Raw genomic sequence first — 23,538 nt, 5'->3', positions numbered from 1 at the left:
GGCGCGGTTCACGGCATACTTGTTGACACTCCCATATTGCTCGGCCGCTAAGGTCAATGGCGACGCCTCATTGTCCTCGACCATCGACTCAAGCTCAGGCTTCATCCGAAGCAACCGGTGCCACCCAACTTCCTGATCGAGTACCTCCAATGCGTTCCGGCCATATTCGTTCGCGGACTGCAGGGCTGTGATTGTGTCGAGGAACATGCGCAGCGCCTTGGCGGAATCCGGCCTGCAGTCCATGTGTCGCTGCTTCTTGCGATTACTGGCTTGCGAAAACAGCCGACCGATCAGTTTGATAAACATCGACACGGCATCGTCGGTGAGCTTCTGGCCGAGCTTGATGACCTGTGCCACGATCAAAGCGTGCCGGCGACTCGCATTGAAGTCGTTGGCCAGCCATGCCGGCGTGGCGTTGCCCTCACGGATCATTTGCTCCCACCGTCCCGATGATATGCGGGCCTGCAATTTCGGATCGATCTCCAGCGTCCGAAGGAATGCAATCCGTTCAGTCAGTCCGACCAGGTTGGACGCACCCGGCGCTTCTGGCGCCGATCGCAGCCAATGAAAGCGCGTCTGGCCGATGGCCGGGTCAACCTCCAATAACTTATCCAATGATTGAAGCGTATCGACGGAAATTTCTTCGATCAGCGCTCTCTCTGCCCGCCGACGAGCAATCGAGCGGCCCGCGAGCCCTATTCTCTCAATGGTCTCGGTCACCGGAAGTAGAGAACCGCGTTCCCGAAAAGACGCGGCGATGGCTTTCGCAATCCCGACGCTGTCGTCGGATATCGTTGCCGCCTGAATCGCAGCCAGTAGCGCCGCTCGACGGTCCACCCCCGTTGCGCTCTTCGTATCCAGATACATCATCAAGCGCGCGGCATGGTCGCGACGGGTTTCTTCACGGCGCGCATAGAGTGCGAACGTTCCGAGGTCGGCGCCGACCTGATCGGCAACATACTTTAGCATTGCGCGAGGCGGAGTCTCTCCGGCTGCGAGCACTCTGCCGGGGTGGCGCATCAGGCAAAGCTGAACAGCAAAGCCGAGCTGATTGTGTTCTCGCCTTCGAAGGCCAATCTCGAGCTTGTCAGCCGACGACAGCGAATAGTGTCGGATGAGGCTGTCATCATCGGTCGGCACGCTGAAAAGTTCTTGCCGATCTTGATCTTTGAGAAGCTTCCGTCTGCGCATCGGCCGACTCCATCACAATACACGATGGAACGATGTCAAACTGGGTGGCACATACATCAGCCTTGGCTACGCTATCCACAGAGATCAAGTGCAAGACGGCCGATATCGCGCTTGGGTTCTTGCTCCGTTCACCCTTAGCGCACGATTTTGAGCAGTTCTTGTTCCGACCCCACTGAAGGTATGAAATCAGCCCTGGACATGAGGAACGCCAGAAGCAATTGAGCTGCCCGATGAGAGCAATCTCATGCCGCAATGCAGCGACAATTCTTCGCCGACCAGCGTTCCATGATAATTCGAAAGATACCGCCAGAAATTTCACAACCAAGCTGTCGCCAATGCTTGCGACCTTCAGCTGACCTCGAAGTAGGGCGAAAACACTCCACTGTTCGCGCTGGTCAGCGGAAAAGCGGATACTTGATGAGCGCTGCGATCACGAGAGCAATCTCCCGGCGATGCCCACGAGGCGTATGCACCTACATCATGCCGCTGCCCATAATGTCATTCGTCAGGCCAGCCCGCTTTCATTCGGCGCCGTCTTGACGGGGGGCAACTTGAACTCTGTCTTGGTCACATCCGCAGAAGACGTGGCTGGCAGCCGCCAGCCCTTGGTCAGCCCGTAGATGGCTGGGATCACCACCAGGGTCAGAAGGGTCGACGAGATCATGCCGCCGATCATCGGCACAGCGATGCGTTGCATCACCTCGGACCCGGTCCCCGTGCTCCACAGGATCGGAACGAGACCGGCCATAATGGCGACGACCGTCATCATCTTCGGCCGAACCCGCTCCACTGCGCCGAGCATGATCGCCTCATAGAGATCAGCGCGGGTGAAGCTCCGCTTCTGCTTGGCGCGTTCCTCCTTCAGCTCAGCCATGGCTTGCTCGAGGTATATGAGCATGACCACACCGGTTTCTGCGGCGACGCCTGCGAGCGCGATGAAGCCAACGGCGACCGCGACCGACATGTTGAAGCCGAGCCACCACATCAGCCAGACCCCGCCGACCAGCGCGAACGGCAAGGACAGCATGACAATCAGCGTCTCGGTCAGCGCCTTGAAGTTTAGATAGAGCAGCAGGAAGATGATGAGTAGCGTGACCGGGACGACGATCTTCATGCGTGCTTCGGCCCGTTGCAGATATTCGAACTGGCCGCTCCACCCAACGGTATAGCCGGGTGGCAGCGTCACCCGCTCCGCAACGGCCCTTTGGGCATCGGCGACATAGCCGCCGAGGTCACGACCGCTGATGTCAACGAAGATGTAGGTCGCAAGCTGGCCGTTCTCCGTGCGGATCGAGGTGGCGCCGCGCGTGAGCTCGACCTTGGCCACTTCGCCGAGCGGCACCGCACCGCCGCCGGGCAGCGGCACCTGGACATCCGTCTCGATCGCCCTGGGGTTCGAGCGCAGATCACGTGGATAACGAATGTTGACCCCGTAGCGCTCACGGCCTTCGACCGTCGTCGTCACCGTCTCGCCGCCGAGTGCGGTCGCGATGACGTCCTGAACGTCGCCGACGGCAAGCCCATAGCGGCCGAGCGCCTCTCGATCCGGAACGATGTCGAGGTAGTAGCCGCCGATCACGCGCTCCGCATAAGCGCTTGATGTCCCCGGTACGGCTTTCAATGCCGCCTCGATCTGACGTGCGATCTTCTCCATTTCGGCGAGATCGGTGCCGAACACCTTTACGCCGACGGGCGTGCGGATGCCGGTCGACAACATGTCGATGCGGGCGCGGATCGGCATCGTCCAGGCGTTCGACACGCCAGGAAACTGCAACGCCTTGTCCATCTCGGCCTTTAGGCTGTCGATGGTCACGCCCGGCCGCCATTGTTCCTTGGGTTTCAGATTGATGATTGTCTCGAACATCTCGGTCGGAGCCGGGTCCGTAGCCGTCGCCGCGCGCCCGGCCTTGCCGTAGACGGAATCGACTTCGGGGAAGGACTTGATGATGCGGTCCTGCATCTGCAGGAGTTCCGCCGCCTTGGTCACCGACAAACCCGGCAAGGTGGTCGGCATGTACATCAACGTGCCTTCGTTGAGGCTTGGCATGAACTCGGAGCCGAGCTGTCGCGCCGGCCAGACGGAAATGCCGAGCACGACCAGCGCCAGGAGAATGGTCAGCGTTTTCGCCCGCAGCACACCCCGGATCACCGGTCGATAGACCCAGATCAGGAACCTATTGATCGGGTTCTTGTGCTCCGGGATGATCCGTCCGCGCACGAAGACCACCATCAGAGCCGGCACCAGCGTCACCGACAGGAGCGCCGCCGCTGCCATGGCGAAGGTCTTGGTGAAGGCGAGCGGGCCGAACAGCCGGCCCTCCTGCGATTCCAACGTGAAGATCGGCAGGAAGGAGACGGTGATGATCAACAGGCTGAAGAACAGCGCCGGCCCGACCTCGCTCGCCGCAACGATCAAAATCTGGACTCGTGATTTGCCCGGTTCGGCCCTCTCGAGATGCTTGTGCGCGTTCTCGATCATCACGATCGCGGCGTCGATCATCGCGCCGACGGCGATCGCTATGCCGCCAAGGCTCATGATGTTGGAGCCGAGTCCGATCGCTCTCATGGCCGCGAAAGCGATCAGGATGCCGACTGGCAGCATCAGGATAGCAACGAGGGCGCTGCGGAGATGCAGCAGGAAGACGACGCACACAAGCGCGACGATGATGCTTTCCTCGACGAGCGTGCCCTTGAGCGTTTCGATCGCCGCCTCGATCAGGTGCGAACGATCGTAAACGGGCACGATTTCTGCACCCTTCGGCAGGCTGCCGGCGATGTCGGCGAGACGCAGCTTCACATTGTCGATCACGGTGAGCGCATTGGCGCCGAAGCGCTGCAGCACGATCCCGCTCGCGACTTCGCCCTCGCCGTTAAGTTCGGTGATGCCACGTCGTTCATCAGGCCCGATCTCGATGCGCGCGACATCCCTCAGTCGCAGTGGCACGCCCTGGGCACTCTTGAGGACGATGTTCTCGATATCGGCCTGCGACCTGATGTAGCCGCGGCCCCGCACCATGAACTCGAACTCAGAGAGCTCGAGCGTGCGGCCGCCAACGTCGCGATTGCTGGCCCGCACCGCGTCGCGGACCATCGCAAGTGAAATGCCTTGGGCGCGCAGCCGCAGCGGATCGACGACGATATTATACTGCTTCACAAAACCGCCGACGCTTGCGACCTCTGCGACCCCTTCCGCCTTGGAGGCGCCGTAACGCACGACCCAATCCTGCAACGAGCGCAGTTCGGCAAGCGTCATCTCCTTCGCAACGACGGCATATTGATAGACCCAGCCAACACCGGTCGCATCCGGCCCAAGCCCCGGCGTCACGCCCTGTGGCAAGCGTTGCGCCGCCGCGTTGAGATATTCAAGAACGCGGCTCCTTGCCCAATAAGGATCGGTGCCGTCCTCGAATATCACATAGACGAAGGAGACGCCGAAGAAGGAGAAGCCGCGAACGACCTTGGACTTCGGCACGGTCAACATCGCCGTCGTCAACGGATAGGTGACCTGGTCTTCGACCACCTGCGGCGCCTGGCCGGGATAGTCGGTATAGACGATGACCTGCACATCGGAGAGATCGGGGATGGCGTCAAGCGGCAGCGTCTTCAGTGCGTAGAGACCAGCCGCGACGGCAAAGGCTGTGCCGACGAAGATCAGGATGAGGTTGCGTGCGGACCACGCGATCAGCCGGGCGATCATGGCGTCGCCTCCGCGCTCGTCATGCCGTTCAACGCGGCCTTGAGATTGCTCTCCGCATCAATCAGGAAGTTCGCCGCAACGACGATCTTGTCGCCGGCCGCGATCCCGGAACGGATTTCGGTGAAGCCGCCGCCCTGCTGGCCGACCTGAACCTGTCGCGGCTCGAAGCGGCCGTCGCCCTTGTCCACGATGACGACCTGCCGGCTTCCGGTGTCAATCACAGCATTGTCGGGTACGGCCACGACCTGTCGCCCGCTGCCGCTGGCAATCTCGACATCGGCATACATATCCGGCAGCAGGATGCCGTCGGGATTCGGGATTTCGATGCGCACCTTCGTCGTGCGGGTGTCCGTCGCGACCTGCGGATAGATCAGAGCCACATGGCCCGAAAAGGTCTGGTCGGGCCGGCTGCGCAGCCGGATGGTAGCGGTCGCTCCGACCTTGACCACACCGAGCTGATATTCGGGCACGTCCGCCACGACCCAGACTGTCGAAATGTCGGCGAGCCGAAAGAGAACATCGCCGGGCGCGGCCTTCATGCCCTCCACGGCGTTCCGCTGAAGCACGATGCCGTCGCGTGGTGCCCGCCATGTCATCGAGAGTGGGACTTTGCGCGTCCGCTCTATTTCAGCGATGGCCTCCGGAGGCACACCAAAGTTCTCAAGCCTTTGACGGGCACCGCCCAAAGCACCATCTCTTCCGCCGCTGTTGAGATCAGTCAGGAACAGGGCACCGGCCGCTGCGATCTCGGGGGAATAGAGCTGAAGAAGGGCTTGGCCCTTGGCGATGCGATCGCCGGTCGTCACGCTCGCGACGGTGTTGATGAAGGCGTCCGAGCGCGTTGCGACGACGGTCACGCGCCGCTCGTCGAGTTGCACCGTTCCCGGCACACGCACCGGATTGACGATCACCCTTTCGGCGGCGGCCTCTGTCCTCACGCCCGTCCGCTGCAGCTTACCCGGAGCGACCTTGACCGAAGAGCCATCCTCGCCCTCGCCCTCATAAACGGGGATATAGTCCATCCCCATCGAATCCTTCTTGGGTGTCGGCGAGGTGTCGGGCAAACCCATCGGGTTGCGATAGTACAGCACGCGCTTCGCGCCACCAGTGGCGGGTGCGGCTGCTACCTCCTTGTTCGCCGGCTTGTCCTCGAAGCTCACATCCTCGTCGGCACGGACCGCGAGGAAGTCCCGGCCGTCGGCTGTCTTCTTCGGCACGGCGGAATAGAAGGGCTGGCCATCCGGATCGCGATAATAGCTGACAGGCCCTGATTGCACGGGATCGGCACTCTCGAGTCGAGGGACGGCGCGAAGCCGTGAAAGGTCAGGCAGCGCGAGATCGCGGTGCCCGGCCCAATAGCCTCCAGCCCCCGCCACCAGAACGGCGGCCAGGGTGAGGCCAATCCGGCCCGCCCGGCTCATGGCACGGCCTTGAACACGAGCTTGTTTTCGAGCGTGCCGGTCTCGCCCTGTGCCCTTGGCGCCGAGCGACAGGCGCCAGCCGCCCGCCATCGAGATCTGAGCCTTGAAGCGGTAGACGCCGGGCTCGGTCGAGGGGAGCACTTCGATCGGCGCCGCCATCATCTCCATCCCATCAGGCGCCATATCGACACGCTGAGCGAAGATCACCGCATCCGGCACGGCTTTGCCCGAGCGCTTGTCGACCAGGCGCACCGCGATCACGGCCGCATTGCCTTGCTTGATCTCAGGCTGGACAAGCTGGAACTCGTAGTCCTGAATCCCGGCCCAGGAGTTGGAGGAAAGGCCCGCAACCGCAAGACCGATCAACACCGCGGAGGAGGTGCGCTTCATTGCAAAAAACGTCATTGTTCAATTCCCAAGTTTCATCATTGATCCGCGCAGGTGCACGGCTGGCCCATGGCGACAAGCCACGGGGCTTCGCCGCACGGCAGACGAGCGCACGGCGGCAAACGGCTCACAACGAGCCGGCGATAAACTCAGGTTCTGGGAGGTCGTGGAGGGGGCGGCTCGGCCAGGAGATCGCGCGCGGCGTCATCCCACGGCATGAGCAAGATCCGGGGCACTAAAATGGCCAAATAAGATGCTTTGACAGTTGGCGCGTTCGGGAAACATTTGGCCACGCACAAAGTCGCCAGCGGGCATGACTTTTGGCAATCCGGCAGTGACTGCTTCTGTTGCGGACAGCAAGGCATGTCCTCTGACCTGCCTTGCATGTCTGCCATCGCCGCCATCGGCTCGGCAGCCATCATCGCCGCGGCCGATGGAGCAGCCATCGGCGCGGTCAGAAGGCTCAGGACCGCCAGGATCGAGAGCAGTCGGAGAAGCAAGGGCCAAAATATCACGCGCGCAACCTCTCACATTGTGCGGCGCAAGAAAAGATGGCGAGAATCAAATCCATGTCAGAAAAGGGGGACTGATCGCCGCAAACAAAGCAAACGATCGCTCGAATTCAGTTGAGAGACAAGGCTGCCGGCGTTCGTCCGAAGGGTTCAGCTATCATAGGTCGGCTGCGATCGCGCCTCTTTGATGGCTACCTGGGTAATAGCGGATATGACGAGAGAGCACGTCCCGCTCCGAAGTATATTTTACTTTCAATGATTCGTACGCCCTTAAAGCCGAATTCTAGAAACCCTATGATGGTCACTTGTCCCGTGTGCCGGGGTTTCTGGATATTGTGCATTGGAAAATGTGCAACGGAAGGAAGAAGCCATGTCGATTATGCCGAAATACATCGGCCTTGATGTTCGCCGGGACACGATCTCGATCGCGGTTGCCGATGAGGGAAGCGATCGGGACGTGCGGTTCTTCGGAGCTGTTCCCAACAATGGCGATGCCCTCGCCAAAGCTCTAGCGAGCATCGGCAAGGACGGCGCGACGCTGAAGGTCTGCTACGGATCTGGCCCTTGCGGATTCGTGATTTACCCCTTCTTGAAGCGTCTCGGGATCGACTGCGTTGTGATCTTGCCGTCCTCAATGCCGCGTCGGCCGAATGATCGTGTAAAGACCGACCGCCTTCGCGATCTCTACATCCGCTGCCGGCGCTGGAGCGGGTCTGCCCGACGGTCGGCTATCCGAAGACGATCCGCGTCGACCAGGGTTCGGAGTTCATCTCGCGCGACCTCTATCTCTGGGCCTATGCAAAAGAGGTGACGGTTCGACTTCAGCGGTCGGGGAAGCCTACTGACAACGCTTACATTGAGGCCTTCAATGGCCGCTTCCGGGCGGAGCGCTTGAACGCCCACTGGTTCCTGACGCTTACCGATGTGGCCGAAAATATGTGACGTTGCCCCCGATCAGCCCTCATTCATAACTGGACTCTGTTCTCCTTGTGGTCCGATCTGGACCGGTTTGCAAACTCGTTCGGGGTGAGGCCACGCAGGCTCGTGTGTGGCCGGTGCTCGTTGTAGTCGATCCTCCACTCTTCAATGATGCGGCGTGCCGCTGCCATGCCGCGGAACAGGTGCTCGTTGAGGCATTCGTCGCGCAAGCGGCCGTTCAGGCTTTCGACGAAGCCGTTCTGGGTCGGCTTGCCCGGCGCGATGTAGTGCCACTCGACGCGGTTGTCCTCCTGCCACTGCAGGATCGCCCGCGACGTCAGCTCGGTGCCGTTGTCGGAGACGATCATCAGCGGTCGGCCGCGCGTCTCGACGATGGCGTCCAGTTCCCGCGCCACCCGCATGCCCGACAGTGACGTGTCGACCACGAGTGCCAGGCACTCCCGAGTGAAGTCGTCGACCACCACCAGGACGCGGAAGCGTCTGCCATCGGCGAGCATGTCGGATACGAAGTCCAGGCTCCATCGTTGGTTTGCTCCCTGCGGCAGCGTCATCGGCGCCCGCGTGCCCAGCGCCCGCTTGCGGCCGCCGCGCTTCTTCACCGTCAGCCGCTCCTCCCGGTATAGCCGGAACAGCTTCTTGTGGTTCAGTTCGATGCCCTCGCGCCGCAGAAGGATGAGCAGCCGCCGATAGCCGAACCGACGCCGCTCAAGCGCCAGCTCTTTCAGCCGCGCCCGCACCGCGGCATCGTCCGGTCGCCGCGACGCATAGCGATAGGTCTTCGGGTCGAGCCCGACCAGACTGCAGGCACGCCGCTGCGAGTAGCACTTCTCTTCGATCGCCCAGGCCACGAAGCGCTTCCTTGTCCTGGGCGTCAGAACTTTCCCAGTGCTTCCTTCAGCGTCGCGACGTCCAGCATAGATTCCGCTAGTAGCTTCTTCAGCCGCCGGTTCTCGTCCTCGAGGCTCCTCAGCCGCCGGGCGTCCGACACTTCCATGCCGCCATAGCGATTACGCCAGTTGTAGAAGGTCGCCTCCGAGATCCCGTGTTTGCGGCACAGCTCTGCCGTCGGGATTCCCGCCTGGTGCTCCTTCAGCACGCCGATGATCTGGTCTTCCGTGAACCGGCTTCTCTTCATCTCCGTCTCCTTTCGACGGAGTCCAGTTCAAACCGAGGGCATTCCAGGGGGCAACGTCAGCGAGGCTCCAGACGCTCAAATAGAAGGCTGAAGCCGATTATTTATCGCGATCGTTTCTTGAGGGAATGAGCCGTTTTCGAAAGCGTTGATTAAGCTAAATTTTTCGTAAACTTTGAAACCTTCCTGCAGAAATTGGTCGTGAACCGTCGGTATGCGCATTAGCTGAGGGTGCAACAAGCGCCACGACGCGCCGACTGTGCCAGGGGCCCGACGCGCTGGGAGATCGGCTAATGCTCAGTAGCGAGCGAAAACCTGCCGGCCGGCTTTTCCGAACAGCACGACCTCGTAGACGTCCTTCTCTCCCGCGACCTCCATGCCGGGAGAGCCCGCCGGCATGCCTGCTACCGCGAGACCGGTGGCCGCCGGTCGCTCCTCGAGTAGCCGAAGGATCTCCGCCGCCGGGACGTGGCCTTCGATCACAAAGCCGCCGATCGTAGCGGTATGGCAGGACTGCAGATCGCTCGGTACGCCCAGTTCGGCTTTGACGACATCGAGGTCTTCCCGAACGGTCTCTCGCATAACGAAGCCGGCACGCCGGACATGCTCGACCCAGGCGCCGCAGCATCCGCAGGCCGCCGAGCGCGCCACCTCCATTTGCGGTATCTCGACTTGCGCCCCGGCGCCTCGCGGCATCAGCGTCGCAGCGGCGCCGGCCGTCGCAAGCATCATCATCGAGCGGCGGGTGACTATCATCTTGATCTCCTGTTCTGGTGTCATGTGCTCTCGTTCCGCACGCGGCGGCCCCAAAAGGCGGTGACCTAGCGGAGCCGCTCCGCAATCCTGTCCATCTGCTCGATCTCCTCGCGCTGGGTCCTGGTGATGTTCTGGCACAACGTGACGAGCTCGGGATCGGTGAGGTTGGCCTCCCGGCACATGAGGATCGCCCCCGAATGGTGGGGGACCATCGAAGCGACGAACTGGCGATCATCAATGCCGGCCTGGCTGCGCGTCGCCCAGAATGAGCCCGCCGTCAGCACCACGAACGCCACGTAGAGCGCGATGTTGAGGCTACGTTTCGGGAACATGCCGGGCATCGTCGCCAGCATGAAGATGCCCATCGGCGCCCACATCGTGACGGCCATGTAGAACATATTGAGATTGTTGCGGAAGTCGATCCAGCCGTCGATCATCGAGAACATGACGATGTACATGACGGCGAGGCCGAGAAGCATGTTCAGCCAGAACATAAGATAGGGTCGGCCGTGCGAACCGTGCTCCTTGCCCGGCGATTTCGACATGGCGTGGTCACTATGGGTCATGAGTTCTCTCCGTTGGGATTTCGGTTTTGATCAGTGGCCCAGACCAGCCGGCTCGAGGATCATCCAGATCGCCATGCCGACCATCATCAGATTTTCGGTAAGCGAGACGAAGCCTAGCGGAACATTGCTGTCGCCGCCAACGCAGGCGCATTTGAGCTCGCGCTTGTCGATATAGACCGCCTTGAACACCGAGATCGCTCCGATGCCGCCGATGAACAGCGCTACCGGAATGGACAGCCACATCAGCACGCCCCCGAGCATCAGCAGCCCTGCCAGGGCTTCCGCGAAAGGGTAGATGCTCGCGTAACGCACCCAGTGCTGCGCAAGCAAGTCATAATTGAGGAACATCGTGGCGAAGCCGTCAACGTCCTTGAGTTTTTGCAGCGCCAGCAGACACATCGCGATGGCGATGAACCACTCGGCCGTTTGCACCGGCATCACCATGCCGAATGCGGCCCAGCTCGCGGCCAGCGCCATCAGCGCCGCCATGGCGAAAAGCGCGATCACCGGCGTATAGGTGACGGGTCCTTGTCCTTGACCATCTTGCCGAAGAAGCGGACGAGATCGTCATAGCCGCCGATCCTCCTGCCGTCGATAAAGGCCTGCGGCGTCGTGTCGACGCCGTGCTTCTGCTTGAAGGCGTCGATCTCCTGCCTGTTGGTGAGCTTGTGATCGTCGACCTGGTAGCCCTCGCGTTGCAGCAGGTCGAGCGCCTTCAGCCCCCAGGGGCAGGTGTGCTCGGCGGTCACCATCCGATGCAGTTCCGCGCGTTTGGTCGAGGACGTCATTCACACACTCTCCGGTCGGTTCTCAGTTTTGCCTGGAGGCCTGTCGGCGAGGATTGATGGCTGCCGGAGAACCCGACGCGACCGCACCACGACGCGGCTCGAGCGAGATGTCTTCGTTGACGTCGTCGGTTTCGAGGCGTTCGATGATCGGGCAGTGCGGCCGATCATCGCCATGGCAGGCATTGACCAGGCTGGTCAGCGTGTGAGTCATGTCCTGCAGTGCCCTGATCTTCTTCTTGAGTTCCTCGATGTGGCCCTGCGCCAGGCGCTTGACCTCGACACTCTGCCTGGTGTCGTCGCGCCACAGGCCGAGAAGCTCAGAGATATCTGTCACCGCGAACCCAAGATCCCGGGCTCGCCGAATGAAGCGCAGCACATGGACATCCCCGTCGGAGTAGTCGCGGTACCCCCGATGCCGTGCGGTCGGCGCGCGCAATGAGGCCGGTCTGCTCATAATAACGGATCATCTTGGCTGAGACGCCCGACGCCTTCGATGCCTGTCCGATGTTCATCTTGCCCTGTCTTTCCCGTCAGCGAAGGTCGCGGCAACCTCGCCATTACCTTTTCAATGCGCTGCCTTGAAACGGCGTAGCCGCAACGCGTTGCCCAGCACGAACACGCTCGACAGCGCCATGGCGCCTGCGGCGAAGATCGGCGACAGCAGAAGCCCGAAGGCCGGATAAAGCACGCCCGCCGCCACCGGGATCAGCGCCGCATTGTAGACAAAGGCCCAAAACAGGTTCTGCCGGATGTTGCCGATCGTCGCCTTGGAGAGCGCAATGGCGTTCGGCACGCCCAGCAGGCTGCCCGACATCAGCACGACATCGGCCGCCTCGATGGCGATATCCGTGCCTGTGCCGATGGCCAGGCCGATATCGGCCTCGGCCAGGGCCGGCGCGTCGTTGATGCCGTCGCCGACGAAGGCGAGCCTGCCATGCTGCACCTTCAGGCGGCGCACAGCCTCCACCTTGCCGTCCGGCATCACCTCGGCGACGACCTCGTCGATCCCCAGCCGCGCCGCGATAGCCCGGGCGGTGCGCGCATGGTCGCCAGTGATCATCGCGACCTTGAGGCCGAGATCGTGCAGGGCGCGGATCGCGGCCGGCGTCGTCTCCTTGATCGGGTCGGCGACCGCCAGGATCGCCGCAAGCCGGCCGTCGATCGCGGCATAGAGCGGCGACTTGCCCTCGTCGGCGAGGCGCCCGGCGACTTCGGCGAAGACGGCCACGTCGTGGCCGAGCTCGGCCATATAGCGATCGGCGCCGATCTCGACCGGCCGGTCTCCGGCCAGCGCCTTGACGCCGAGACCCGGGACGGCCTCGAAGCGCGAGACGGCGGGCTGCGCGAGGCTTTCCGCTTCTGCGGCATCGACCAGCGCCCGGGCGACCGGGTGTTCCGAACGCGTCTCGATCGCGGCAAGCAGCGCGAGGACATCGGCGCGCTCGAAGCCTTCCCGCAGCTCCATGTCGGTCAGGGCCGGCTTGCCCGCAGTCAGCGTACCGGTCTTGTCGAGTGCGACGACGCGCGCATCCTTAAGCGCCTGCAGCGCCTCGCCTTTGCGGAACAGGACGCCGAGTTCGGCGCCACGGCCGGTTCCGACCATGATCGAGGTCGGGGTGGCGAGCCCCATAGCGCAGGGGCAGGCGATGATGAGGACAGCGACCGCATTGACCAGCGCAAAGCTTAGCGCCGGCGACGGCCCGAACGCGAGCCAGGCGGCGAAGGTCAGCGCGGCCAGCGCCATCACCACCGGCACGAACCACATTGTCACCCGATCGACCAGGGCCTGGATCGGCAGCTTGGAGCCCTGCGCCTCCTCGACCATGCGGATGATGCGGGAGAGGACGGTGTCGCCGCCGACGGCCGTGACGCGAAAGGCGAAGGCGCCGGTCTGGTTGACCGTGCCGCCCACGACGCCGGCCCCTGTGGCCTTGGCGACCGGCATCGGCTCGCCCGTGATCATCGATTCATCGACGAAGCTGTCGCCTTCGACCACCTCGCCGTCGACCGGGATCCGTTCGCCAGGCCTGACCTCGATGACGTCGCCGGCCACGACCCTCTCGATCGGCAGATCGGCTACCTGTCCGTTGCGACGCACCCTGGCGGTCCTCGCCTGAAGGCCGACAAGGCGCTTGATGGCCTCGGACGTGCGTCCCTTCGCCCGCGCCTCGAGCAGGCGCCCGAGCAGGACCAGGGTGACGATGACGGCGGCGGCCTCGTAATAGACGTTGATGGTGCCGGCCGGCAGTAAGCCGGGCGCGAAGGTGGCGACCAGCGAGTACCCATAGGCGGCCAGCGTGCCGACGGCGACCAGCGAGTTCATGTCCGGCGTCAGCCGCCACAGCGCCGGCAGGCCCTTGTCGTAGAAGCGGATGCCGGGAACGAAAAGGACGATCGTGGTCAGGGCGAACTGAATATACCAACTCCACTGCATGCCGATCGTCGCGACGATCAAGTCGTGCGCGCCGGGGATCAGATGTGCGCCCATCTCGAGCACGAACACGGGCGCGGTAAGAACGGCCGCAAGCGTGACGTCGCGGCTCAGGCCGCGCCGTTCCGCTTCCTTTCGGGCGGTCTGATCGTCCGCCACACTTTCCTGAATGCCGGTCGTGACTTGGGTATGGAGTCTCGCCTCATAGCCGACCGCTTCGATCGCGGCGATCAACTCGGCCGCGTCGGCTGACCCGCGAACGGTCGCTTTCTCGGTCGCAAGATTGACTATCGCGTCCGCTACGCCAGGGACATCTCGCAGGGCGCGCTCGACCCGGCCGACACAGGAGGCGCAAGTCATGCCCTCGATGGACAACTGCAGCGGCGCCGAGACGGGAACTTTCTCGAGGACGGAGTATCCCGCCCCCTCGACCGCCTTGACGAGGTCGGCGCGCGCAACACCGGCTTGGGTGATCACGCTGGCGCGCTCGGTCGCCAGATTCACCGACGCGGTCTCGACGCCAGGGACGGCTTTGAGCGCGCGTTCGACCCGTCCGACGCAGGATGCGCAGGTCATGCCCTCGATGGGCAGGGAAATCGATGCGCCGACAAGATCCGTGGCGCGGATGGGGGCGTTCATTTTGGCCTCCCTTCGCTTGTTCGAGTTCAAACTGCCGCACAACTTGCGGCTTCCAACGATGGGAAGGTCAAGAGCAATTTTCTGCTCCGGCGACCTTGACCTTACAACCGTTGGAAACCCCATCTATGCAGCAGGAGATCAAGTAAAGGAGCATTTCTATGGAACTTCGGATCGAAGGCATGACCTGCGGCGGTTGCGCAAGGTCTGTCACCAAGGCCATCCAGGGCGTTGACCCCGACGCCAAAGTGGAGCCCAACCCGGCAACGCGGAAGGTCAAGGTCGAAACCACAGCCAGCGCAGCACAAGTAGAGCAGGCGCTTGCAAAAGCGGGTTACCCCGCAACGACGACATGAAGAGGTCAAACCGAATGAAAAAGCTGACCATCGCATTTATCGTCGGAGCGGTTGCTGTCGCAGGCGGCTTGGCAATCGCTCAAGGCCAGATGAACATGGGTCCGATGCCAGGGCACGACATGTCGCAGATGGACATGTCGGAGTCAGACAATGCTGCGGTAAAAGGCTACACCGAAGCAATGCAGCGTATGCAGCAAAACATGGTGATGGACTACTCCGGCGATCCCGATGTGGACTTCATGCGCGGCATGATCCCGCACCATCAGGGGGCGATCGATATGGCAAAGGTGGTTCTCCAATATGGAGAGGACCCAGAGGTGAAGAAACTCGCAGAAGAAGTGATCAAGGCGCAGGAGAGCGAGATCGCGACGATACAGAAGTGGCTTTCGGATCGAGGGCAGTAACTCGGCGAGCGCGCCACAGTCCACACGTCGGCAAACCTCGCCGCCACTCAGCGTTTCAAAATGGGTGGGGCGCATCCTCGTCCAAGACACAGCCTGGGCAAGGACAGCCAATGCTTTGACGCCTCACGCCGGACTGCGTGACGGTGGGTCGGCAGTTCTGAAGAGCTTGTCCTGCCGATTCAAACCCCTGATTTCCCAAACAGGATTTCTCAACGAACCAAGCAGACGACCCGACTAGGATCCTTCGTGAATGAAGCTTGACCTTGCCACGCTGGAACGTCGTAAAATGCAAACATCGCCCGGTGGGCATATTCCATTCGGCTCTGTGCGTGAGAGTGTCACCGAAGTCGATGGGATCAGGCACCGCGCTCATCGGAATAGTAAAGGGACGAGATTATGGTTGCGCCTCGCTGGCCCCAAATCTATTCGACGAGTTTAGCCGTCGGAGTTGGAACCCTGTCCTTCGTGGTGCTGGGCACCGTCTCTGCCCTATGGCCAAATCCACTGTTCATCCGGATGACACCTGCGGGCGGGTGGGAAATCGTTCTCCTTGGACTGCAGTCCATTCTACTCGGGCTTTATGCCACCATCTGGCGACCGACGTGCTCGATCCGGACCGCGGGCGTCGGCGGCGTGCTCAGCTTCCTCGGCATCGCATGCCCAGTTTGCAACAAGGTGCTTCTGCTCTTGTTCGGCGCGAGCGCGCTGATGACTTATTATGAGCCGCTGCGCCTGTATCTTGCCCTGCTGGGCGTCGTCGTCACGGCTTTTGCCCTGGCTCGCGAGTGGACGTTGCGTTCTTCCGAGCGCTCGAAAGGACGGTCCCGGCTGCACAGCCCAGCGATCGAGGGGCTGTGATGCAATCGAAATCGCGTCTCGGAAGAGAGGCCCCGTAAGCCGCTTAGGAACCCAACTTCGATGATCGGTACGCCTGTCCAATGGGCCGGGCTCGACCTTTGGCCCTACGCCCTGCTCATCATCGCCGTGATGTCCTGGGCCCTCTATCACTTCCTGGCACCCTCAGGTTGGCGCGAATGGACCGGCGCCGGGGTCGTCCAAGCCTTCATCATAGCGCTCTATGCCGAGATGTATGGGTTCCCGCTGACGCTCTACCTCCTAGGTGGCCCGCTTCCGTTTCAATTTCCCTTCGCTCCGTCGAACGGTCACCTCTGGTCTGCGTTGCTCGGCGCGGGAGAGGCAGGCGCCGTCATCGAGGCAATCGTCGGATACGCCATTCTTACCGTGGGCGCCCTTCTTGTCGTCAAAGGCTGGGTCCGCATCTACTTGTCGGACCAACGACACGTTGATACGGGCGTCTACAGCGTGATGCGGCATCCCCAGTATACTGGCATCTTTCTCATCGTTCTGGGCGAGCTGATAAACTGGCCGACAATCCTCACAGTCGTTCTCGCGCCCATTATCCTGCTCTTATGCCTCAACCTGGCAAGACACGAGGAACGGGCGCTCGTTGCCGAGTTCGGATCGGTATATCGCGACTATCAGGCACGGGTCCCGATGTTCTTTCCCAATCTACGGGAACTCGCCCTGCGCCTCGTATTGCCTCGCTGAGTCGGGCGCCTACGCAGGCTTTTCTAGCCCCCACGTCACGAGCGAGCGCCTCCCCAGACAAGGAATTGAGGACCGGCCAGTAAATCAAATGCCGGAATCAGACCAGTGACCCACCTTCCCCAGAGCAATACCGGCAAGAGTACCCGGCATTATCGTCATGCGCGGATGAAGAGGAACGGTCAACTTAGCATGACGACGAGAACTGTCACAGGAGAAACACCGAATAGTATCGACAGCCGCAGACACGCCCAGTTGCGTAAGCATGCCCGCGTTACACGACCACTCGCATCTGTCCCGCCCTCAACAACCGCCAACCACACCGCCAGCGCCGAAACAGACAAGTGAAATGAGCCTCTCGCGACCTGGAATCGTGCTTGCCAACGCGGCAAGGCCGACAAAGTTGTCATGCTTCAGAGGTGGAAGGTGTCCGCACGATTTGTCGGATTCGGATTGGATCGTTCGTCGTTACGGTGAAGACAGCCAACCGGCCCGCCACAACAGAGGAAAACGCGATGACTATTACGATTACGGCCTTTGATGAAAGCTCGCCGGATCGCGGCCAGGGACTGGCGAGGGACATGCGTGTGCGCTGGGCGCTGGAGGAAGTGGACCAGCCTTACGAGGTGCGGCTCGCTCCGTGGAGCACATTCAGGGAACCCGCGCATTTGGCACGCAATCCGTTCGGGCAGATACCGACTTATGAGGAAGGTGATCTCACGCTGTTCGAGTCAGGCGCGATCGTGCTTCATATCGCAGAGCGCTTTCCGGGCCTGCTGCCGGCGGATGCGAATGGGCGGGCGCGTGCGATCATGTGGATGTTCGCTGCGCTCGATACGGTGGAGCCGCCGATCGTCGATCGCGACGTCGTCGAGAACTTCGAGGAAGGCAAGAGCTGGCAGGGCGAGCGCTTCGAGATGGTCGATGAACGCATTCGCGAACGGTTAAATCAACTTTCCGCGCGCCTGGACGACAGCGAGTGGCTCGATGGCGATTTCAGCGCTGGCGACCTTCTGATGGTGCATGTGCTGCAAAGGTTGCAGGGGTCGGAAATATTGGAGGAATTTGCGAACCTTTCCGCCTATGTCGCCCGTGCAGAAGCGCGGCCGGCGCATAAGCGCGCTTTCGCCGCTCAATTGGCGGTGTTCACCGGCGCGTCGCGATGAAAGTTCTAACCGTTCTTCGCGTCCTGCCTTTTGCGGCCCTCGCTCTGGCCAGCATTTGGGCTGCCAACCGGGCTCCTGAGGGTCGCCGTTCCCCACAGATGGACTTCACGGTTACGTTCGAGGCACTCGCCAATGCCCTGACCAAGGCGCCGCACATAGCCTCCATGGCTATGCTGTTCGTTCTCGCCGCATCGCAACCGGCTACGCGCGCATCTGGCTTGCTGTCGTGCTGACTTTTCTTGTGGGCGTGTTCTGGGAACTGGTTCAGACCACGGTAATCGGCCACAATCCCCGCGTTGTTGACATCTTTCCCAACCTTGTTGGCATTGCCGTTGCCTGGATCATCGTATCCGTGTCGGTTTTCCTCTGGCGCTCAGCCCGTTCGCGCTTGCTGCGCAAGTCCTAAAATCTGCGTCACGTCCGCAGCAGCCCGGAATCCGAGCCGCGATGTGCCGAAAGTCAGGAGTTGTGCGACAGCCGGTGAATTAGACATCGAACGCGGCAAGGATCGGACAGGAATAGATTTCCCGTCCACACATTGCATTGCCAGCAGTTGCAAGCTCTGCCGGGAGCGCTGTAGTTCCGCGATCTGCTCATCGAGCTTGACCATCCGCTTCTCTGCCATCTCATGGGCGCGGTGACTGCCAAAGAGATGTGACCAGAAGCGGTTGCGTCAACGACCGCTTTGAGAAGGCCCAAACCGTCAGGAGAAAGGGGTTCCGTTGTTGTTCGCGCATCTCAGAAAAGCCCCAGCGTTATGGCAGCAAGAGCGACATAGCGACCTGCCTTGGCTATCGTGACCAGTAGTAGGAAGCTCCAGAATGGTTCGCGTAACACGCCGGCTGCCACAGTCAGTGCGTCGCCGCCTATGGGCGCCCAGGACAACAGAAGACTCCATCGGCCCCATCGCCGATACCAGCCTGTCGCCCGGGCGAGCGCATGTTCACTCACAGGGAACCAGCGCCTTTGACGAAAATGCTCGATCCAGCGGCCCAGCAGCCAGTTGACGACAGAGCCGAGCACATTGCCGACCGTCGCTACGATCAGCAATGTGATCGGAGCTTGCTTTCCCACGATCAGGAGCCCGACCAGAGCGATTTCGGATTGAGCCGGCAAGATCGTGGCGGCGACGAAGGCGATGGCGAACAGTCCGGCCAGTGAGAACAGATCTTCCACGCTTCTCGTCAGCGCTCACGCGGCCATGCAATGTGCATATCGTCAATCACGTAAGCATGAGCGTGGCGATGGTCTTGCCCGGCCTCCATAAGGTGCGGATGACCGGCCGGGAGATCGTCGTGACTATGCGCCACGACCTCGGGATCAGCAGCGGGCCAGAGGGTAACGCTGCTCGCGATGGCGACCGCGACCACTGCCGCAAGTATGACGGCCGTGTAAGGCAGACCGAGTGCAGCACCAGCCCATCCAGCGAGCGGGTGCGCAAGCAGCCAGCAGGCATGGGAAAGCGCGAACTGTGCAGCGAAGAGGGCAGGGCGGTCCTCGGGGTTCGACGACCGACGGAGCAGTCGGCCGGAAGGCGTCTGTGCCGTCGAATAGCCAAGACCGAGCACGAACCAGAGCGGGACCAGCCCGCCAAAACCCGGAAGTGCGGCCGCAGCCAGCGTTCCGGCGGCGAGCAGCGAAGCGCCCGCCAGCATTGCGGTGCGGTCGGGCACGGACTCCAGCAGCCTCGGCAACACCAGAGCCGCGACCATCGAGCCACCACCGAAGGCGGCCAGCGCCAGCGCCGTCGCCTGATTGTCAAGGCCGAAGGCTGCCTGCACGTAGACCACCGTATTGACGATTACCAGCGCGCCGGCCGAGGCAACGGCAAGGTTGATCGCCAGCAAGCCGCGCAAGCGCGGCGTCGCCAGGTAGATCCGGATACCCCTCGTTGTACGGTCATAGATGGCGCGCGGCTGCGCGGGCTTCGGACTGGGCAGCACCACCGACACGACCAGCGCGGCCGAGATCAAAAAGCCGACCACCGTGCCGACGAACAGGTTGTGGAAGGAGATGAATGCGAGAAGTGCTGCCGCCAGCATGGGACTGACCACGCTCTCCAGATCATAGGCGAGCCTGGAAAGCGACAGCGCGCGCGTATACTCCTTTTCTTCCGGCAAGATATCGGGGATCGTCGCCTGGAAGGTGGGTGTGAAGGCGGCCGAGGCCGATTGCAGGACGAAAATCAGGGCATAGACCTGCCAGATCTCGGTTACAAAAGGCAGAAGCACAGCTACGGCCGCACGCACGAGATCGAGCGCCACCAACATAGCGCGACGCGGCACGCGTTCGGCGAAAGCCGAGGCTATCGGCGCGACGGCCACATAGGCGATCATCTTGATGGCGAGCGCAGTTCCAAGCACGGCACCGGCCTCCGCCCCTGCCAACTCGAATGCGAGCAGGCCAAGCGCGACCGTGGCGAGGCCCGTCCCGACTAGCGCGATGACCTGGGCGAGAAAGAGATGGCGATAGGTCCGGTTCTGGAGGATCGCCAACATCACAGATACTTCGCGATTTCCTTGAACTCGTCGACCGAACCGCGCTTTTCGCGCGGAAGAGGCCCGACTGCTTCCTCAAGGCAATGATCGAGATGATCGTGAATCAGCGTTCGCTTCGCCTGCGCGATGGCCTTCTCGACTGCATGGAGCTGCTGGGCGATGTCAAGGCACGACCGACCGCCCTCGATCATCTCTATGACGCCGAGGAGATGGCCATTGGCTCGCCTCAAGCGCTTGACGATATGCAGATGTGTTTCGTGAAGGTTTGAAGTCGTATTCATGTCCAAAATCCTATCCCCCCGTAGAGGATATGGAAAGGCATTTTGTCCTTAGACACTTAGCCCTCAGGCTCCGTTCAACTCACGCGACCATCTTCTCGATGAAGCAGACCCGGAAATGTGCAATCCTAATGCGCAAGAGACGTCCCAGCAGCCTTCTATGCAAACATGGGGATTGGCGCGCCGGCCGTTCAAAAGGCAGTCTCGCTCGCATTGAATACCTTCGTATTTGATGCAGCGCAAATTCGTCACTCTGGATCTGCGCTAGTGACGCAACGTCGGGGTGGCGAAGCGCCGCCCCGCATGCCAGAGGCTTCAATCCTATGAGCAGGACGGCCACGTGCAGGCTTCATCAATGGACAAAGGGTCGGGGAGGCTCTATTCTTTGCCCATGCTTCGCGCGTTGCTTATAATTGTTACAACCATCTCGCTTGCCGCTGCTTCTTTTGCCGTTCAAGCACACGAGACCCGCATGTCCGGGATGTTGGAACACGCCGCGCTGACGCAGCACATGGAGCAAGCCTCTTCTTCGATGGCCGCTTGCAGCGAAGGAGAGTCCTGCAAAGCAGATGCCGGATTATGCGCCTTCGCCTGCGCCGGAATATCGGCCTGGCTTCCGGTTGTGCGTATTTCGGCAAAGCAAATCAGCTCGCGGCAAAAATATCCCCTCCCGCCCGATGCCGTCTTCGTCGCCGCAGCTCCCGGCCGGAACGATCGCCCTCCTATATCGCGCCTCCTCTGAGCCTGCGGCGGGGCTGATCCCGCTGCGATCCATTGGACCTTTCAGGCGGGACAGATCGTCCCGAGGTGACGAATATGACGACCTTTTCACGACGCGGCTTCCTCGCCGCCAGCGCAGCGATGCTTGCTGCATCCCATTTCCCCATCAGGGCCTACGGCCAGGACGCGGCTGCGATCCGCCTGGCCGCCACCAGCCGCACGCTCGATATAGACAATCGACCGGCCACCGTTTTCGGGCTCGCTGGACCCAACGGGCAAGGGCTGCTCCTCGATCCGGGCGAGCGATTTCGGGTGGATCTGACCAACGATCTCGCCGAACCCACGATCATTCATTGGCACGGCCAGATTCCCCCGAACGCTCAGGACGGCGTCCCGGATATGCCGCAGCCGCTTCTTCAGCCCGGTGAAACGCGCAGCTTCGATTTCGCGCCCCAGCTCGGAACGCACTGGATGCACAGCCATGTGCCGATCCAGGAAATGCGATTGCTCGCCGCGCCGCTGATCGTCCGGAGGGCAGAAGACCTATCCGCCGATCGGCAGGAAGTCGTCCTGTTCCTGCACGACTTCGCGTTCAAGACACCGGAAGAAGTGCTGGAAGAGATCACTAGCGCAAGCGCTGATGGACATGGCGCTGCCGCCACGCCAGGCGCGATGCAAGGCATGAACCATGGCGGCATGCCTGGAATGAACCAGGGCGGGGCCGGGGGAATGGGCTCGATGGCCATGGATATGGGTAACATGGCGATGGATCTCAACGACTACGACTGGGATGCCTATCTCGCCAATGACCGAACCCTGTCCGATCCCGATGTCGTCCAGGTTGAACGCGGCGGCCGAGTTCGCCTCCGTGTCATCAACGCAGCCGCAGCCACCGCTTTCTGGATCGACACGGGCGAAGCACAAGCCCGGCTCGTCGCTGTCGACGGGCATGAGGTCCAGCCGGTCGCGGGTTCGCGGTTCGGGCTGGCCATGGGGCAGCGTCTCGACCTGGAGATCGACCTTCCGAATGAGACCCGCGCATGGCCGATTCTGGCGCTCAGGGAGGGCGAACGTGAAAGGACCGGCATCATTCTCGCCTCCGCGGGCGCCACGATCGACAGGATCGGTTCCCTTTCAGCGAATGACGCCCCGGCCTTCGACACGGACCTGTCTCAGGAGTCACGGCTGGTCGCTGTCGACACGCTTGCCGCCCGTCCGGTGGATCGAAGCCACATGATCATGCTCGGCGGCTCGATGCAGCCCTACGTCTGGACCATCGATGGAGCAACATGGGGCAAGCATCGGCCGATTGCCGCAACGAGCGGCGACCGGGTGGAACTGATGTTCCACAATATGTCGATGATGGGACATCCGATGCATCTGCATGGGCATGCATTCCAGGTTGTCGGCATCAACAGGCGACGCTTCGAAGGTGCGCGCCGCGACACCGTACATACCGCCGATGTCGATGGTCACTGTTGCCCTTGATGCCGGCGAGGCCGCGAGTTGGATGTTGCATTGCCATCATATGCCGCATCTGGCCACCGGGATGATGACCGAGCTCAGGATCGCTGCATGAAACCGCTCTGGATCGCGGTCGCCGCAACTCTCCTGGCGGCGGCCGGTGCGATCTTCGTCGGAAAGGGACGGTCCGGTCAGGAGGCGAGCGATCACATCGCGCTTGGCCGGGCAGTCTATCTAGCGAACTGTGCGAGCTGTCACGGTACGAAACTCGAAGGCCAGCCCGACTGGCGCAGCCCAGGCACGAGCGGCCGCCTTCCGGCGCCGCCGCATGATGAGACCGGTCACACCTGGCATCATTCGGACAGGCAACTCCTCGCAATCATCACCGACGGGACCGCAGCGGTGGTTGGCGGTGGCTACGAGAGTGGCATGCCCGGCTTTCGGGAGGCTCTGACCTCCGCCGAGATCGAGGCTGTCCTCGACTACATCAAGAGTACCTGGCCGCAGCGAGAGGCAGACTACCAACGCCGCATCTCGAACGGCTGACACGCCGGAGGCCACGAAAGCAATTTCGTGGCCTCACAATCGCGCGCTGCCCCACCACCACATTCATGCCGACGGGTTCGGCGG

16 protein-coding genes and 7 pseudogenes are annotated in these 23,538 nt (G+C 61.8%); 9 read left to right on the top strand and 14 right to left on the bottom strand.

Features of this window, described 5'->3' with window-relative positions; all coding sequences use genetic code 11:
• Window positions 1-12 precede the first annotated feature (12 nt).
• The 4 genes and pseudogenes from LRS09_RS29240 to LRS09_RS29225 all read right to left on the bottom strand — a co-directional run.
• Window positions 13-1,191 (bottom strand): annotated as a pseudogene (locus LRS09_RS29240) (DUF4158 domain-containing protein); the annotation flags it as partial.
• A 505-nt stretch (window positions 1,192-1,696) separates the two neighbouring features.
• A complete protein-coding gene (locus LRS09_RS29235; RefSeq protein ID WP_257810721.1) occupies window positions 1,697-4,888 on the bottom strand; it encodes an efflux RND transporter permease subunit in 3,192 nt (1,063 codons plus the stop codon).
• On the bottom strand, window positions 4,885-6,309 hold the full coding sequence (locus tag LRS09_RS29230) for an efflux RND transporter periplasmic adaptor subunit (RefSeq protein ID WP_257810828.1): 1,425 nt from the start codon (window positions 6,307-6,309) through the stop codon (window positions 4,885-4,887). Before LRS09_RS29230 ends, LRS09_RS29235 begins: the two co-directional genes overlap by 4 nt.
• A 123-nt stretch (window positions 6,310-6,432) precedes the next feature.
• Window positions 6,433-6,699 (bottom strand): annotated as a pseudogene (locus LRS09_RS29225) (FixH family protein); the annotation flags it as partial.
• A 1,211-nt stretch (window positions 6,700-7,910) separates the two neighbouring features.
• Between LRS09_RS29225 and LRS09_RS29220 the strand changes: the two are divergent.
• A pseudogene (locus tag LRS09_RS29220) lies at window positions 7,911-8,147 on the top strand (integrase core domain-containing protein); the annotation flags it as partial.
• Window positions 8,148-8,173: 26 nt separating this feature from the next.
• Here the strand turns inward: LRS09_RS29220 and LRS09_RS29215 are convergent.
• The 6 genes and pseudogenes from LRS09_RS29215 to LRS09_RS29190 all read right to left on the bottom strand — a co-directional run bounded on the left by LRS09_RS29215 (window position 8,174) and on the right by LRS09_RS29190 (window position 14,459).
• Window positions 8,174-9,282: pseudogene (locus LRS09_RS29215) on the bottom strand (IS3 family transposase).
• A 294-nt stretch (window positions 9,283-9,576) separates the two neighbouring features.
• Window positions 9,577-10,059, bottom strand: coding sequence for a DUF411 domain-containing protein (locus tag LRS09_RS29210; protein ID WP_257810720.1), 483 nt, complete (start codon window positions 10,057-10,059; stop codon window positions 9,577-9,579).
• Between the two features lie 41 nt (window positions 10,060-10,100).
• On the bottom strand, window positions 10,101-10,601 hold the full coding sequence (locus LRS09_RS29205; protein ID WP_257810718.1) for a DUF305 domain-containing protein: 501 nt from the start codon (window positions 10,599-10,601) through the stop codon (window positions 10,101-10,103).
• Between the two features lie 30 nt (window positions 10,602-10,631).
• Window positions 10,632-11,389: pseudogene (locus LRS09_RS29200) on the bottom strand (MauE/DoxX family redox-associated membrane protein).
• Window positions 11,390-11,411: 22 nt separating this feature from the next.
• A pseudogene (gene cueR, locus LRS09_RS29195) lies at window positions 11,412-11,901 on the bottom strand (Cu(I)-responsive transcriptional regulator).
• Between the two features lie 53 nt (window positions 11,902-11,954).
• Window positions 11,955-14,459: a heavy metal translocating P-type ATPase gene (locus tag LRS09_RS29190; RefSeq protein ID WP_257810717.1), complete on the bottom strand. Its 2,505-nt coding sequence runs from the start codon at window positions 14,457-14,459 to the stop codon at window positions 11,955-11,957.
• Window positions 14,460-14,617: 158 nt separating this feature from the next.
• Here LRS09_RS29190 and LRS09_RS29185 point away from each other — a divergent pair, with 158 nt between their 5' ends.
• The 5 genes from LRS09_RS29185 to LRS09_RS29165 all read left to right on the top strand — a co-directional run bounded on the left by LRS09_RS29185 (window position 14,618) and on the right by LRS09_RS29165 (window position 17,948).
• Entirely contained in the window at window positions 14,618-14,812 is a 195-nt protein-coding gene (locus LRS09_RS29185; RefSeq protein ID WP_257810716.1) for a heavy-metal-associated domain-containing protein, read from the top strand.
• 14 nt (window positions 14,813-14,826) lie between these two features.
• Window positions 14,827-15,216: a DUF305 domain-containing protein gene (locus LRS09_RS29180; protein WP_374684958.1), complete on the top strand. Its 390-nt coding sequence runs from the start codon at window positions 14,827-14,829 to the stop codon at window positions 15,214-15,216.
• A gap of 465 nt (window positions 15,217-15,681) precedes the next feature.
• Window positions 15,682-16,074, top strand: coding sequence for a hypothetical protein (locus tag LRS09_RS29175; RefSeq protein ID WP_257810715.1), 393 nt, complete (start codon window positions 15,682-15,684; stop codon window positions 16,072-16,074).
• A 60-nt stretch (window positions 16,075-16,134) separates the two neighbouring features.
• A complete protein-coding gene (locus LRS09_RS29170) occupies window positions 16,135-16,785 on the top strand; it encodes an isoprenylcysteine carboxylmethyltransferase family protein (protein ID WP_257810714.1) in 651 nt (216 codons plus the stop codon).
• 512 nt (window positions 16,786-17,297) lie between these two features.
• On the top strand, window positions 17,298-17,948 hold the full coding sequence (locus LRS09_RS29165; protein WP_257810826.1) for a glutathione S-transferase family protein: 651 nt from the start codon (window positions 17,298-17,300) through the stop codon (window positions 17,946-17,948).
• Window positions 17,949-18,321: 373 nt separating this feature from the next.
• Here the strand turns inward: LRS09_RS29165 and LRS09_RS29160 are convergent, their stop codons facing one another.
• The 4 genes from LRS09_RS29160 to LRS09_RS29145 all read right to left on the bottom strand — a co-directional run bounded on the left by LRS09_RS29160 (window position 18,322) and on the right by LRS09_RS29145 (window position 20,727).
• Window positions 18,322-18,558 carry a hypothetical protein gene (locus tag LRS09_RS29160; protein WP_257810713.1) on the bottom strand — a complete coding sequence of 79 codons (237 nt, stop codon included), beginning with the start codon at window positions 18,556-18,558 and terminating at the stop codon, window positions 18,322-18,324.
• Between the two features lie 128 nt (window positions 18,559-18,686).
• Entirely contained in the window at window positions 18,687-19,115 is a 429-nt protein-coding gene (locus LRS09_RS29155; protein WP_374684963.1) for a YqaA family protein, read from the bottom strand.
• A gap of 17 nt (window positions 19,116-19,132) precedes the next feature.
• Complete coding sequence (locus LRS09_RS29150; RefSeq protein WP_257810711.1) at window positions 19,133-20,446, bottom strand: MFS transporter; 1,314 nt, start codon at window positions 20,444-20,446, stop codon at window positions 19,133-19,135.
• Entirely contained in the window at window positions 20,446-20,727 is a 282-nt protein-coding gene (locus LRS09_RS29145; RefSeq protein ID WP_257810709.1) for a metal-sensing transcriptional repressor, read from the bottom strand. The genes LRS09_RS29150 and LRS09_RS29145 overlap by 1 nt, the downstream gene beginning before the upstream one ends.
• Before the next feature lie 337 nt (window positions 20,728-21,064).
• Here LRS09_RS29145 and LRS09_RS29140 point away from each other — a divergent pair, with 337 nt between their 5' ends.
• The 3 genes and pseudogenes from LRS09_RS29140 to LRS09_RS29130 all read left to right on the top strand — a co-directional run bounded on the left by LRS09_RS29140 (window position 21,065) and on the right by LRS09_RS29130 (window position 23,454).
• Window positions 21,065-21,466, top strand: a complete 402-nt coding sequence (locus LRS09_RS29140; RefSeq protein WP_257810707.1) for a hypothetical protein — start codon at window positions 21,065-21,067, stop codon at window positions 21,464-21,466.
• 74 nt (window positions 21,467-21,540) lie between these two features.
• Window positions 21,541-23,023 (top strand): annotated as a pseudogene (locus tag LRS09_RS29135) (multicopper oxidase family protein).
• Window positions 23,020-23,454, top strand: a complete 435-nt coding sequence (locus LRS09_RS29130) for a cytochrome c (RefSeq protein WP_257810706.1) — start codon at window positions 23,020-23,022, stop codon at window positions 23,452-23,454. Before LRS09_RS29135 ends, LRS09_RS29130 begins: the two are co-directional and overlap by 4 nt.
• The last annotated feature ends 84 nt before the right edge of the window (window positions 23,455-23,538 follow it).

This window comes from Mesorhizobium sp. J428, assembly GCF_024699925.1.
GTDB lineage: Bacteria > Pseudomonadota > Alphaproteobacteria > Rhizobiales > Rhizobiaceae > Mesorhizobium_A.
This window is presented reverse-complemented; position numbering and strand designations above follow the sequence as displayed.

Bases quoted from the DNA above. Each gene is read 5' to 3' on its own strand.
- LRS09_RS29235 (WP_257810721.1), bottom strand. From the start codon at position 4,888: ATGATCGCCCGGCTGATCGCGTGGTCCGCACGCAACCTCATCCTGATC.
- LRS09_RS29230 (WP_257810828.1), bottom strand. From the start codon at position 6,309: ATGAGCCGGGCGGGCCGGATTGGCCTCACCCTGGCCGCCGTTCTGGTG.
- LRS09_RS29210 (WP_257810720.1), bottom strand. From the start codon at position 10,059: ATGACACCAGAACAGGAGATCAAGATGATAGTCACCCGCCGCTCGATG.
- LRS09_RS29205 (WP_257810718.1), bottom strand. From the start codon at position 10,601: ATGACCCATAGTGACCACGCCATGTCGAAATCGCCGGGCAAGGAGCAC.
- LRS09_RS29190 (WP_257810717.1), bottom strand. From the start codon at position 14,459: ATGAACGCCCCCATCCGCGCCACGGATCTTGTCGGCGCATCGATTTCC.
- LRS09_RS29185 (WP_257810716.1), top strand. From the start codon at position 14,618: ATGGAACTTCGGATCGAAGGCATGACCTGCGGCGGTTGCGCAAGGTCT.
- LRS09_RS29180 (WP_374684958.1), top strand. From the start codon at position 14,827: ATGAAAAAGCTGACCATCGCATTTATCGTCGGAGCGGTTGCTGTCGCA.
- LRS09_RS29170 (WP_257810714.1), top strand. From the start codon at position 16,135: ATGATCGGTACGCCTGTCCAATGGGCCGGGCTCGACCTTTGGCCCTAC.
- LRS09_RS29165 (WP_257810826.1), top strand. From the start codon at position 17,298: ATGACTATTACGATTACGGCCTTTGATGAAAGCTCGCCGGATCGCGGC.
- LRS09_RS29160 (WP_257810713.1), bottom strand. From the start codon at position 18,558: ATGGTCAAGCTCGATGAGCAGATCGCGGAACTACAGCGCTCCCGGCAG.
- LRS09_RS29150 (WP_257810711.1), bottom strand. From the start codon at position 20,446: ATGTTGGCGATCCTCCAGAACCGGACCTATCGCCATCTCTTTCTCGCC.
- LRS09_RS29145 (WP_257810709.1), bottom strand. From the start codon at position 20,727: ATGAATACGACTTCAAACCTTCACGAAACACATCTGCATATCGTCAAG.
- LRS09_RS29130 (WP_257810706.1), top strand. From the start codon at position 23,020: ATGAAACCGCTCTGGATCGCGGTCGCCGCAACTCTCCTGGCGGCGGCC.